Below are 12,498 nucleotides of genomic sequence, written 5' to 3' on the forward strand. Positions count from 1 at the left end.
ATGGCAACTATCCTTTTGGCCGCGGCAGGAGCTGCGATTGGGGCAGGCTTTGGCGGGACGGTGCTGGGGCTGTCGGGGGCGGTGATCGGCCGGGCTGTGGGGGCCACACTGGGGCGGGTGATTGATCAGCGCATTCTTGGCACCGGGTCGGACCCTGTTGAGGTGGGGCGGCTGGATCGTCTGCAGTTGATGGGGGCCGGCGAAGGCGGGCTGGTTGCGCAAAGCTGGGGGCGGATGCGTCTGCCGGGGCAAGTGATCTGGGCTTCGGGCTTTTCGGAAACGCAGCAAAAGATCGGCGGGGGCAAGGGGGCACCCCAACCTCAGGCTGTGAAGTTTTCCTACACCGTCAGCCTTGCGATTGCACTGTGTGAAGGGGAGATTCTGGGCGTTGGCCGGATCTGGGCCGATGGCACGGAATTGGCGCCGGGATCGTTGGATATGCGGGTTTATCCGGGCGATGAGACCCAGATGCCCGACCCGGCGATTGCCGCCGAGCAAACCGATGGAATTGTGCCCGCCTATCGGGGCACGGCCTATGTGGTGCTGGAAAACTTGTCGCTGGAGCCGTTTGGCAACCGGGTGCCGCAGTTCAGCTTTGAAGTGCTGCGCAAGGCGCAGGGCGATCTGGTGGCCGATGATGGGTATCAAGACATCATTCGAGGTGTGGCGCTGATCCCTGGAACGGGGGAATTCGCGCTGGCCACCGACCGGGTGCGCAAACGCCGGGTGTTTGGGGCACAAGAAAACCTGAACGTGCATACTGTGGCCGATGAGCCTGATTTCAGCGTGGCTTTGGATCAGTTGGTGCGAGAGTTGCCCGCCTGTCAGGCCACGTCTTTGGTGGTGTCATGGTTTGGCAATGATCTGCGCTGTGGCGCGTGCCAGGTGCGCCCCAAGGTGACCATGGATCTGACCAATCCGTTGCAGATGACGATGCCATGGCGCGCGGGCGGTATTGACGCGATAGAGGCTTTGCGCCTGCCCGAGGTGGAGGGACGGGCGATTTACGGGGGCACGCCTGCTGATCAGAGCATCTTGCAAGCCATTGCGGCCTTGCAGGACAAGGGGCAACAGGTGATGTTTTACCCGTTTGTTTTGATGGAGCAAATTTCAGGAAACACGCTGATCGACCCCTATACCGGCGCGGTGGGGCAGCCGGTGTTTCCCTGGCGGGGGCGGATCACGCTGGATGCGGCACCGGGGCGGGCAGGGTCAAGCAACGGGACGATGGCCGCGCGGCAAGAGGTGGATGCGTTCTTTGGTGCCGCGCAGCCCGGTGACTTCACAGTTGCAGGGGAGGAGATCCGCTATCTTGGGCCGGACGATTGGGGGTATCGGCGGTTCATTCTGCATTACGCCCATCTTTCTGCGATTGCCGGTGGGGTAGAGGCCTTTTGCATCGGCTCGGAACTGCGGGGGCTGACGACGATCATGGCCGAGGCGCATCGCTTTCCGGCGGTCGAGGCGCTTATGGCACTGGCCGCGGATGTGCGGGCCATTCTGGGGCCAGACGTAAAGATCAGCTATGCGGCGGATTGGTCGGAATATTTTGGCCATCAGGCCGGGGGCGACATCCACTTTCACCTTGATGACTTGTGGGCGCATCCCGATATCGATTTCATTGGCATCGACAATTACATGCCCTTGTCGGATTGGCGTGAGGGTGATGACCATGCCGATGCAAGTTGGGGTGCGATCTACAATCTGGACTATCTATCGGCCAATGTTTGCGGCGGTGAGGGGTTTGACTGGTATTACGACGGGCCTGAAGCGCGCAGTTTTCAACGGCGTGTCCCGATTGCCGATCTGGCCCATGGTGAGGATTGGATCTATCGCTATAAGGATTTGGCGGGTTGGTGGGGCAATCTGCATCACAACCGCATTGGGGGTGTGCGCAGTGCGCAGCCGACCGCTTGGGTGCCCGGATCAAAGCCGTTCAGGTTTACCGAATATGGTTGCGCTGCCGTGGACAAAGGCACCAACGAGCCGAACCGGTTTTATGATCCGAAGTCGTCGGAATCGGGGTTTCCGCATTATTCGAATGGTCAGCGGGACGATTTTCTGCAGATGCAGTATTTTCGGGCGATGGACCGTTACTGGCAGGATATGGCGCACAATCCCCAAGCCTCTGCCTTTGAAGGGCGGATGGTCGATCTGGACCATTGCTATGCCTGGGCCTGGGACGCCCGGCCCTATCCCGAATTTCCGCGCAACGTGGAGCTTTGGTCAGATGGTGACAATTGGCGGCTTGGGCATTGGTTGAACGGACGCAGCGCGCTTCAGCCTTTGGATGCGGTGGTGCGCGAGATCTGTGGTCGGTCTGGGGTTCGCGCCGTTGATACATCGGCTTTGTATGGCGCAGTTGATGGTTATGCGGTTCAGGACGTTGGCACCGCGAGGTCTGCTTTGCAGCCGCTGTCGATGGCCTTTGCGTTTGATCCTGTCGAGGCAGATGGCATGTTGTCTTTTGTGACACGGGGGTTAAGCCAGCCGATTGCCATCGACCTGGACACCACGGCGTTGCAGGACGATCTGGAGGCCAGTGTGCAACTGACCCGCTTGCCAGAGTCAGAGGTGGTGGGAAAAGTTCGGCTTGGCTTTGTGTCGCATGCGGGTGATTTTGCAGTTCGGGTTGCGGAAGCCGTTGATCAGGCGTCGTCGCGACAAAGCATTTCTCAAGTCGAGTTTACAGGCATCTTGGACGATGGGATGGCGCAATCGGTGGCCACGCGCTGGCTGGTGGAAGGCGCGGCAGGGCGCGATCTGATTGCGATGGAGCTGCCGCCGTCGCGTGTGGATGTGGCACCTGGCACCATGGTTCGGGTGGCAGAGGTTGATTATCGGGTGGACCGTGTGGAGGTAGCGCAAACCCGGCAGGTTGAGGCAAGCAGGGTCGAGCGTTCGATTTATCGGCTGCGCGATATGCAGGTGGATTTGCCGGAGTGGAAGGGGGCGACGACCACTGTTCCTGTTCAAGCGGTTTGGATGGATATTCCTGCACCGGGCGGCGGCGCCCAGGGCACGCCCCATCTGGCTGTGGCGGCCCGGCCATGGTCGGGCACGGTTGGCATTTGGAAGGGACTTGAGGATGCCGATTATGGGTTGATCGGCACGGTCGAGCAAACCTCGACACTGGGGATCACGCAGACGGATTTGCCTGCGGGCCAGATTGGCCTGATCAATGCAAAGCCAGTTTTGAGAGTTCGGATGACGACCGGGGCGCTTGCTTCGGTTTCGGGGTTGAGTGTGTTGGGAGGCGCCAATATCGCCGCGATTGGCGATGGATCGAAGGACAACTGGGAGATCATTCAGTTTACGACGGCCACTTTGGTGGCGCCGGATTTGTATGAACTTGCGGGGCTGTTGCGTGGGCAATTGGGCACAGATGCGGTGATGCCGGAAATCTGGCCGGCCGGAAGTGTGTTTGTAGTGCTGGACACGACTGTTGGCACCGTCGATCTGGCCAGCGACCAGCGCAATGTCGAGCAGGATTATCGGATTGGTCTGGCCGCGAAGGGGCCGGGGCATGACGATGCCACGCTGCACAGGTTGGCGTTTGCGGGCCATGGACTGCGCCCCTATGCCGTTTGTCACCTGCGCCAGTTGCGAGAGGCCAATGGCGGTGTGCAGGTGGCGTGGATAAGGCGCACGCGGCTTGGCGGGGATGCCTGGGAGCCGCTGGACGTGCCTGTATCGGAAGAGCGGGAAGCCTATCAGATCAGGGTCAGGAGCAGTGCAGGGCAAACGGTCAGGACAGTGACCACCACAGTTCCGGCTTTTGTTTACTCGCTGGCCGATCAGTTGGCAGATGGCGTTTCGGGAACTGTCTGGGTGGATGTTGCGCAGATTTCGGCAAGTTATGGGCTGGGGCCATGGCGCAGTCTGGCCGTGGCGATCTGAGGTGATCCCCGGCGCCGTCATTCGGCCCCGGGGTCGCCGATCAGAAGAACGCCTGCAGGCCGGTGATGGCCCGCCCCAGGATCAGGGCATGCACATCATGGGTGCCTTCGTAAGTGTTCACGGTTTCAAGGTTCATCATGTGACGGATGACCTGATAGTCCTCTTGAATGCCATTGCCGCCGTGCATGTCGCGCGCCATGCGGGCCACATCCAGTGCCTTCCCGCAGTTGTTGCGCTTGACGATCGAGATCATTTCGGGTGCGGCATTGGCTGCATCCATCAGCCGACCCACTTGCAGACTTCCCTGCAGGCCCAACGAAATCTCGGTCATCATATCCGCCAGTTTCTTTTGATACAGCTGTGTCTGCGCAAGGGGGCGGTTGAATTGCTTGCGATCAAGGCCGTATTGGCGGGCAGCCTGCATGCAAAATTCGGCCGCACCCATAACCCCCCATGAAATGCCATAGCGGGCACGGTTGAGGCAGCCAAACGGGCCTTTCAGCCCCTCGACATGGGGCAGCAGCGCGTCTTCGCCGACTTCGACATCTTTCATGACGATTTCGCCAGTGATCGAGGCCCGCAGCGACAGCTTGCCGCCGATCTTGGGGGCGGTCAGCCCCTTGGTGCCCTTGTCCAGGACAAAACCGCGGATCTTGCCGCCATGCGCCTCGGACTTGGCCCAAACCACAAAGACATCGGCAATCGGGGCGTTCGAGATCCACATCTTGGCGCCGTTCAGCACATAGCCGTTGGCGGTTTTCTTGGCGATTGTCTTCATCCCGGATGGGTCGCTGCCTGCGTCAGGTTCGGTCAGGCCAAAGCAGCCGATGAATTCGCCGCTGGCAAGCTTGGGCAGATATTTCTGGCGCTGGGCTTCTGAGCCATAGGCGTAAATCGGATACATGACGAGGCTGGACTGAACACTCATCATCGAGCGATAGCCGGAATCCACACGCTCTACCTCCCGCGCGACAAGGCCATAGGCCACATAAGATGCGCCAAGGCCGCCGTATTCTTCGGGAATGGTGACACCGAGCAGGCCCATGTCACCCATTTCGCGGAAGATGGTGGGATCGGTGGCTTCGTCGCGATAGGCTGCGATGACGCGGGGTTGCAGCTTGTCCTGGGCATAGGTGCGTGCGGCGTCGCGCAGCATACGCTCATCTTCGGTCAATTGATCATCAAGCCGGAAGGGATCTTGCCAATCGAACCGGCCCAGGTCAGGGGCATCTTTGGCTTTCAGTTTCGGGGTGTCGGCAGGCATTTCGATCTCCGGTATAAAGAGAATGGGTGCTTTGCGGGGGCGGGATGGGCGATCGCGCGCAGGCGTGATCTTTGTCTGTGTCAGCATATAGCGCATATACTTTGCGAAGAATAAGGATTATTTCTCAGAAAAACATGAGGAACGTGCATATAATGGCGTCGCGCAGGCTGTTGCCGTCTATGTCTGGCCTGACGGCTTTGGAAGCGGTGGACCGTTTGGGAACGGCTACTGCGGCGGCCGAGGAGTTGTCGTTAAGCCAAGGGGCGGTCAGCCGGGCCTTGCAAGCGCTGGAGGGGCAACTGGGTGTGGCGCTGGTGGTCCGAGAGCGAAAACGGCTGCGCCTGACCCCTGCCGCGCAAGATTACGCACGCCAGATCAGGGCCGCGTTGCAGAGCATTTCGGGGGCGAGCCTGAAGTTGCGGGCCAATCCAGAGGGCGGGAGCCTGAATCTGGCGATCTTGCCCGCGTTTGGCGTGCAATGGCTGGCGCCGCGTTTGTCGCGCTTTGCCCAGCAGGTGCCGGGCGTGACCGTCAACCTCTCTACCCGATTGCAGATGTTCGACTTTGATGAGACCGATTTTGATGCCGCCATTCACTTTGGCCGTGAGGATTGGCCGGGTGCTGAGCATATGTTGCTGTTGGATGAGGTGGTTTTGCCTGTTTGTGCGCCCGGCCTGCTGACCACGCCGTTAGAGCGTGCGGATGACCTGCTGGACTTGCCGATCTTGCAACTGGAAAGCCGGCCTGGGGCGTGGCGTCGGTATCTGGCGTTGCAAGGCGTCGAGGGGAGGCGACCGGCGGGCATGATGTTTGATCAGTTTGCGACCATGGCTCAGGCCGCGCTGCATGGGTTGGGCGTGGCCTTGTTGCCGCAGTTCATGGTGCAAGAGCCATTGCGAGAGGGTCGGCTGGTGCAAGCCTGGCCGGTGCCTGGCACGGGGTTGGGCAGCTATTATCTGGTTTGGCCGAAAGGGCGGCCAGATCGGGGGCCTTTGGCCGCTTTTCGGGGCTGGCTGGCGGCAGAGGTGCGCGAGGGGCTTGCTTGGGACGCCAAAGACTGACCCATGAGGTCGTGGAAAATAAGGGTGTGGATGGCGGATTTTGACCTTGGGAACGCCAGCCGGCAGGGTCTGCACCTGTTTTTCCGGGCGGGCTGTTGAAGCCCTGGGGTTTCTGCTACATTTGACACAAAAGGATGTTTGTCAGGAGGCCGGACATGGCTGAATTGAAACCAAGACTCGCCCCACTTGATCCGGTCTGGTCGCGGGTCTGCAGTGAAGCGGAAGATGCTGTAAAGGATGATCCGCTGCTGGGGGGGATGATCCATTCCAGCCTGTTGCATCATCCGACGATGGAGCAGGCGCTGGCCTATCGCTTTTCATTCAAACTGGCGAATGCCGAGATGGGCGAGCAGATCTTGCGTGAGATCGCGGATCAGGCCTATCGGAATGACCCTGAATTGGGGGGCGCTGCGCGGGCGGATGTGATGGCGGTCTATGACCGCGACCCTGCGTGCCACCGGTATTTGCAGCCGATCCTTTTCTTCAAAGGGTATCAGGCCATTCAAGCCTATCGCATTGGGCATTGGCTGTGGACGAATGGACGAAAGGATCTGGCGTATTTTGTGCAGATGCGCGTGTCAGAGGTGTTTGGCGTGGACATTCACCCCGGTGCGCAAATTGGCCGTGGGATCATGATTGACCATGCCCATTCCATCGTGATCGGTGAGACAGCCGTGGTTGGCGACAATGTTTCCATGCTGCATTCGGTGACTTTGGGGGGCACGGGCAAGGAAGATGGGGATCGTCATCCCAAGATTGGTGCGGGCGTTCTGATTGGTGCCGGTGCAAAAGTCCTTGGCAATATCAAGGTCGGTCACTGCTCGCGCATCGCGGCCGGATCTGTCGTTTTGCAAGATGTGCCGCCATGTGTGACCGTCGCGGGGGTGCCTGCGCGGGTTGTGGGCGAGGCGGGATGTTCAAATCCGGCCAGCACGATGGATCAGGTGCTGCCCGCAGGTTGCAGTTCCAACAGCTGAAACGAAAAAGCCCCGGAAAATCCGGGGCTTTTGCTTTGTGTGGTTGATTTGGCCAGAGTGCTGTCAGGCCAACATCGACATCGGGTTTTCCAACGCCTCAACAACCGCGGCCAGGAACGCCGCCCCAAGGGCACCGTCGATCACACGGTGATCGACTGACAGGGTCATTGACATCACCGTGGCGACACCAATGGTGCCGTCTGCCTGGACAACTGGCTTTTTAAGTCCAGCGCCAACGGCCAGGATTGACCCATGGGGTGGGTTGATCACGGCATCAAAATTCTCGATCCCCATCATCCCAAGGTTTGAGATCGCAAAGCTGCCGCCTTGGTATTCATGGGGGGCAAGCTTTTTGGTCTTTGCGCGGGTGGCCAGATCTTTCATCTCGGCTGACAAGGCAGAGAGCGACTTTTGATGTGCATCGCGCAAGACCGGCGTAAAGAGCCCCCCCTCGATGGCGACGGCAACAGCCACATCAGAGGGTTTCAGTTTGAGGATGCGATCCCCGGCCCAGACCGCGTTGCAATCTGGCACCTGTTGCAGGGCGTTGGCGCAGGCCTTGATGATGAAGTCATTCACGCTCAGCTTGACGCCACGCCCTTCCAGCGTCTTGTTCAACTGCGCGCGGAAGGCCATCAGAGCATCCAGCTGCACGTCACGGCGCAGGTAGAAATGTGGAATGGTCTGTTTGGCCTCGGTCAGGCGGGCTGCGATGGTGCGGCGCATGCCATCAAGCGGCACCTCGGTAAAGGCGCGGTCGGCATACATCTTCAGAACGGTTTCTGCCGAGAGGCCCGAAGCCACGGCTGCCTTTGCCGAGGCGGGGGCTGTCGCGGCAGGTGCAGGTGCTGCTGCCGGCGCGGAAGCGGGCGTTGCCGACAGGCCTTCGACATCGGCCCGGACAATGCGGCCATGCGGGCCAGTGCCGGACACCTTGGTCAGATCAATGCCTTTGTCTTTGGCGATCCGGCGCGCCAGAGGCGACGCAAAGACCCGTGTGCCAGTTGCGGTTGTTGCCGCAGGGGCCGCCGGGGTGGCCGCAGCAGGCGCTGCCGTGGCAGGGGCCGCAGGTGCAGCCGGGGCCGCCGCTGCTTTCGGGGCCGGGGTGGCCCCCATTTCTTCGCCATCTTCCAGAAGAACGGCAATTGGCGTGTTTACTTTCACACCGGCGCTGCCCTCAGCGATCAGGATCTTGCCGATGATGCCTTCATCAACGGCTTCGAATTCCATCGTCGCCTTGTCGGTTTCGATCTCGGCAAGGATCTGGCCTGATTTGACCTCATCCCCTTCCTTGACCAGCCATTTCGCCAGTGTGCCTTCCTCCATCGTCGGAGAAAGGGCCGGCATCAGAATTTCGGTTGCCATGGTGCCCTCCCTTACCGGTAGCAGACGGATTTGACGGCAGTGACGATCTCTGCCGGCGTGATCAGCGCGAATTTTTCAAGGTTCGCGGCGTAAGGCATCGGCACATCCTTGCCGGTGCAGGTGATCACGGGCGCGTCGAGATAGTCAAAGGCGCGCTGCATGATCGTGCTGGCCAGGTGGTCGCCGATAGACCCCACGGGGAAGCCTTCCTCGACAGTGACGCAGCGGTTGGTCTTTTGCACCGAGGCCAGAACCGTGTCGTAATCAATCGGGCGCAATGTGCGCAGGTTGATCACCTCGGCACTGATGCCGTCTTTTGCCAGTTCCTCGGCCGCAGCCAAGGCATGGGCCACGCCGATGCCGAAAGACACCAGCGTCACATCATCGCCAGCCCGCATGACCGAGGCTTTGCCGAAGGGAATGGTGAAGTCTTCATCCACCGGAACCTCGAACGACCGACCGTACAGGATCTCGTTTTCAAGGAAAATCACTGGGTTCGGATCGCGGATTGCCGATTTCAGCAGGCCCTTTGCGTCTGCGGCCGAATAGGGCATGCAGACTTTCAGGCCCGGAATGGCAGCATACCATGCCGCATAGTCCTGGCTGTGCTGGGCGCCCACGCGGGCAGCAGCACCGTTGGGGCCGCGGAACACGATCGGGCTGCCCATCTGGCCACCCGACATATACAGCGTTTTGGCGGCCGAGTTGATGATATGGTCAATCGCCTGCATGGCGAAGTTGAAGGTCATGAACTCGACGATCGGGTTCAGCCCACCCCAGCTTGCACCAACGGCGATCCCGGCAAAGCCGTGTTCGGTGATCGGGGTATCGACCACCCGTTTGGCACCGAATTCGTCCAGAAGGCCCTGGCTGATCTTGTAGGCACCCTGATATTCGCCCACCTCTTCGCCCATCAGAAAGACGTTCGGATTGGCGCGCATCTCTTCGGCCATCGCTTCCCGAAGTGCTTCGCGCACGGTCATGGTCTTGGTCTGGGCGCCCTCTGGCACATCCGCATGCGGCCATCCCTTGGACGCCGCCAAAGGCGCGGGGGCAGGGGCGGCTGCGGCCACCGGCGCTGCGGCGGGCGCGGCAGCGGGTGCTGCCGGGGCGGCGTCGGCCTTGGGGGCAGGGGCGTCCGATACGCTTTCACCCTCTTCCACCATCACCGCAATCGGCGTGTTCACCTTCACATTCGCGGTGCCTTCGGCGATCAGGATCTTGCCAACGATACCTTCATCGACAGCCTCGAATTCCATCGTGGCCTTGTCGGTCTCGATCTCGGCGATGATCTGGCCCGATTTGACCGCATCGCCTTCTTTCACCAGCCATTTGGCCAGCGTGCCTTCCTCCATCGTCGGAGAAAGCGCGGGCATAAGAACTTCTGTTGCCATGTCTTTCCCCTCCCTTATGCGTAAATATCGGTCCAAAGCTCGTCCAGCGACGGCTCTGGGCTTTCTTTCGAGAATTCGGCGGCCTCATTCACGATCGCCTTGATCTCTTTGTCGATGGCCTTCAGCTCATCCTCATTGGAATGGCCGCCCGTCAGCAGCAGGTCACGAACCTGCTCGATGCAGTCTTTTTCCGACTTGATCTTGTCCACTTCCTCGCGCGTCCGGTATTTCGCCGGATCAGACATCGAGTGCCCACGATAGCGATAGGTCATCATCTCAAGGATATAGGGGCCTTTGCCCGCCCGGCAGTGCGCGGTGGCCTTTTCCGAGGCCGCCTTGACGGCCAAAACATCCATGCCATCCACCTGCTCGCCCGGAATACCGTAAGCCACGCCCCGTTCGAACAGCGTCGTCGATTTGGTCGACCGCTTCACGCTGGTGCCCATGGCGTATTGGTTGTTTTCGATGACAAAGATCACCGGCAGATCCCAAAGTTCGGCCATGTTATAGGTCTCGTAGACTTGGCCCTGGTTCGCCGCGCCGTCACCAAAATAGGTGAAGGTCACATTGTCATTGCCCTTATACTTGTCTGCAAAGGCAAGACCTGCGCCAAGCGGCACTTGGGCGCCAACGATGCCATGGCCGCCGTAGAAATGCTTCTCTTTCGAGAACATGTGCATCGAGCCGCCCTTGCCCTTTGAGTAACCGCCCTCGCGCCCGGTCAGTTCGGCCATAACGCCCTTGGGGTCCATGCCGCAGGCCAGCATATGGCCATGGTCGCGGTAGCTGGTCAGGCGCTTGTCACCCTCTTTGGCCGCAGCCTCCAGCCCGACGACGACAGCTTCCTGACCAATGTACAAATGGCAAAAGCCGCCAATCAGACCCATGCCATACAATTGGCCCGCCTTTTCCTCGAACCGGCGGATCAGCAGCATTTCTCGGTAAAATTTCAGAAGCTCGTCCTTTGAGGCATTGGGCCTCTCGGCTGGTTTCTTCGCGGCCATCTGCGGCATCCTCCCGTCAGCAACTGGAATAGTTCAACATTAAACCATCTATAGGCTATCGGTGTTTGTTGGGTCAAAGCATATTTTTCCCTGCCTCAACCGGGCAAGGCTCGTATGCCAAGGATGCAAGGCTTCTTGTGGGGCGTCAAATTTCTTCGAAGAAATTTGCCCGGAATTTTCAAAATTCCGGGGTGCTGCCCGGCTGGCGGGGCTTAGCGAATGACGATTTCGTCAGCGCGAACATAACCCAGCACGTCTCGAACGCGATCATCCAGCAGGTCGATGTCCAGATACCGATCCGACAAACGCGTTGTCAGGTTGGTCATTTTGCCAAGTTCTTCATACAGCCGATCCCGCTCTATCCGCAGGGTCTCGGCCTCGGCCCGGATCTGCACCTGACGAAAGACGCCGTAATCTCCCTGCACCGCCGCAAAGGTGAAATAGGCGCCAAGCGTGAAGGCCAGTGCCAGATAGAGGATGCCACCAATGGAAAAACGGGTGCCAGCTTGGGTCATGTCACTGCCTTTTTGCCCCTCTCAGCCGGGGGCCTTGGCATGATCATGTCACAGCTGATTCGCAAAGGGAATCCCCCGCAGGGGGAATTCCCGGAATTTTTCGTCAGAATTCCGTTACCCGGCAATCGACGCCGCATGGATCGAGTCGATCGCCTGACCCAAAGCTGCGTCGAATTCGGCATCCGACTGCTGGGCGCTGAGCCCTTCGGTCAGGGCACGGCTGAAGCTGGCGATGATTCCGCGGTTGCGGGCCAGAATCGCATTCGCCTCATCGCGGCTGTAGCCACCTGAAAGGGCCACAACCTTCAGCACCTTCGGGTGATCGACCAGCGGAGCATAAAGATTTGCGACCGTCGGCAGCGACAGTTTCAGCATCACTTGCGTGCCTTCGGGCAGGGCATCCAGATGTTTCAGGATTTCGTCCTTCAACATCGTCTCGGCTTCGGCCTTGTCTGCGATGGTGATGGTCACTTCGGGTTCCAGAATCGGCATCAGGCCATGGGCCAGAACCTGGGCACCGATTTCGAATTGCTGGGCCACGATCGCGGCAATCCCCTTGGCATTGGCGGCCGAGATCACCGAGCGTTCCTTGGTGCCAAAGATACCTGCCTTGGCGGCCCGTGCCAGCAACGTATCCAGATCCGGCATCGGCTTCATCAACTGGCAACCATCGGCTTCGGCCTGCAGGCCCTTGTCGATCTTGAGGAATGGCACGACACCCCGCTTTTCCCACAGATAGGTGGCCGTCGGAATGCCATCAACGCTGCGGTCCATGGTCTGCTCAAACAGGATGGCCCCCACGACCTTGTCACCGGTAAAAGCGGGTGACTTGATGATCCGGGCGCGCATCGCATGGATCAGGTCAAACATCTCGGTTTCATTGGAATAGGCGCTTTCCTCAATCCCATACAGGCGCAGAGCCTTGGGGGTAGAGCCGCCCGATTGATCCAAGGCCGCGATAAAGCCCTTGCCGTTCTTGACCTGTGCCGTCTGCTGTGCCGATGCCATCGTCCAATTT

General features: G+C 59.8%; 9 protein-coding genes. 3 read left to right on the forward strand and 6 right to left on the reverse strand.

The features are described 5' to 3' along the window. Positions 1-3,900: a baseplate multidomain protein megatron gene (locus V3C85_RS05375; RefSeq protein WP_331794058.1), complete on the forward strand. Its 3,900-nt coding sequence runs from the start codon at positions 1-3 to the stop codon at positions 3,898-3,900. 40 nt (positions 3,901-3,940) lie between these two features. Here V3C85_RS05375 and V3C85_RS05380 read toward each other — a convergent pair whose 3' ends face one another. Beyond that, on the reverse strand, positions 3,941-5,164 hold the full coding sequence (locus V3C85_RS05380) for an acyl-CoA dehydrogenase (RefSeq protein ID WP_331794059.1): 1,224 nt from the start codon (positions 5,162-5,164) through the stop codon (positions 3,941-3,943). A 179-nt stretch (positions 5,165-5,343) separates the two neighbouring features. Between V3C85_RS05380 and V3C85_RS05385 the strand changes: the two genes are divergently transcribed. Together V3C85_RS05385 and cysE are read left to right on the forward strand one after the other, a co-directional pair. Next, complete coding sequence (locus tag V3C85_RS05385; protein ID WP_331794060.1) at positions 5,344-6,225, forward strand: LysR family transcriptional regulator; 882 nt, start codon at positions 5,344-5,346, stop codon at positions 6,223-6,225. A gap of 155 nt (positions 6,226-6,380) precedes the next feature. Continuing rightward, entirely contained in the window at positions 6,381-7,202 is an 822-nt protein-coding gene (gene cysE, locus V3C85_RS05390; RefSeq protein WP_331794061.1) for a serine O-acetyltransferase, read from the forward strand. 63 nt (positions 7,203-7,265) lie between these two features. Here the strand turns inward: cysE and V3C85_RS05395 are convergent, their stop codons facing one another. From V3C85_RS05395 to V3C85_RS05415, 5 genes are all read right to left on the reverse strand, one after another. Beyond that, entirely contained in the window at positions 7,266-8,567 is a 1,302-nt protein-coding gene (locus V3C85_RS05395; RefSeq protein ID WP_331794062.1) for a pyruvate dehydrogenase complex dihydrolipoamide acetyltransferase, read from the reverse strand. 11 nt (positions 8,568-8,578) lie between these two features. Continuing rightward, the gene (locus V3C85_RS05400) at positions 8,579-9,961 is read right to left on the reverse strand and encodes a pyruvate dehydrogenase complex E1 component subunit beta (RefSeq protein WP_331794063.1); all 1,383 of its coding nucleotides are present in this window, start codon (positions 9,959-9,961) and stop codon (positions 8,579-8,581) included. A gap of 14 nt (positions 9,962-9,975) precedes the next feature. Beyond that, positions 9,976-10,965, reverse strand: coding sequence for a pyruvate dehydrogenase (acetyl-transferring) E1 component subunit alpha (gene pdhA, locus V3C85_RS05405; RefSeq protein WP_331794064.1), 990 nt, complete (start codon positions 10,963-10,965; stop codon positions 9,976-9,978). A 212-nt stretch (positions 10,966-11,177) separates the two neighbouring features. Next, entirely contained in the window at positions 11,178-11,480 is a 303-nt protein-coding gene (locus V3C85_RS05410; protein ID WP_331794065.1) for an FtsB family cell division protein, read from the reverse strand. Between the two features lie 114 nt (positions 11,481-11,594). Continuing rightward, a complete protein-coding gene (locus V3C85_RS05415; protein WP_331794066.1) occupies positions 11,595-12,488 on the reverse strand; it encodes a fructose bisphosphate aldolase in 894 nt (297 codons plus the stop codon). Positions 12,489-12,498: the final 10 nt, after the last annotated feature.

The sequence above is a fragment of the Pseudotabrizicola sp. L79 genome, from assembly GCF_036553525.1.
Taxonomy (GTDB): domain Bacteria; phylum Pseudomonadota; class Alphaproteobacteria; order Rhodobacterales; family Rhodobacteraceae; genus Pseudotabrizicola.

Coding starts and splice junctions, on each gene's coding strand:
- V3C85_RS05375 (WP_331794058.1), top strand. CDS start 1: ATGGCAACTATCCTTTTGGCCGCGGCAGGAGCTGCGATTGGGGCAGGC.
- V3C85_RS05380 (WP_331794059.1), bottom strand. CDS start 5,164: ATGCCTGCCGACACCCCGAAACTGAAAGCCAAAGATGCCCCTGACCTG.
- V3C85_RS05385 (WP_331794060.1), top strand. CDS start 5,344: ATGTCTGGCCTGACGGCTTTGGAAGCGGTGGACCGTTTGGGAACGGCT.
- cysE (WP_331794061.1), top strand. CDS start 6,381: ATGGCTGAATTGAAACCAAGACTCGCCCCACTTGATCCGGTCTGGTCG.
- V3C85_RS05395 (WP_331794062.1), bottom strand. CDS start 8,567: ATGGCAACCGAAATTCTGATGCCGGCCCTTTCTCCGACGATGGAGGAA.
- V3C85_RS05400 (WP_331794063.1), bottom strand. CDS start 9,961: ATGGCAACAGAAGTTCTTATGCCCGCGCTTTCTCCGACGATGGAGGAA.
- pdhA (WP_331794064.1), bottom strand. CDS start 10,965: ATGGCCGCGAAGAAACCAGCCGAGAGGCCCAATGCCTCAAAGGACGAG.
- V3C85_RS05410 (WP_331794065.1), bottom strand. CDS start 11,480: ATGACCCAAGCTGGCACCCGTTTTTCCATTGGTGGCATCCTCTATCTG.
- V3C85_RS05415 (WP_331794066.1), bottom strand. CDS start 12,488: ATGGCATCGGCACAGCAGACGGCACAGGTCAAGAACGGCAAGGGCTTT.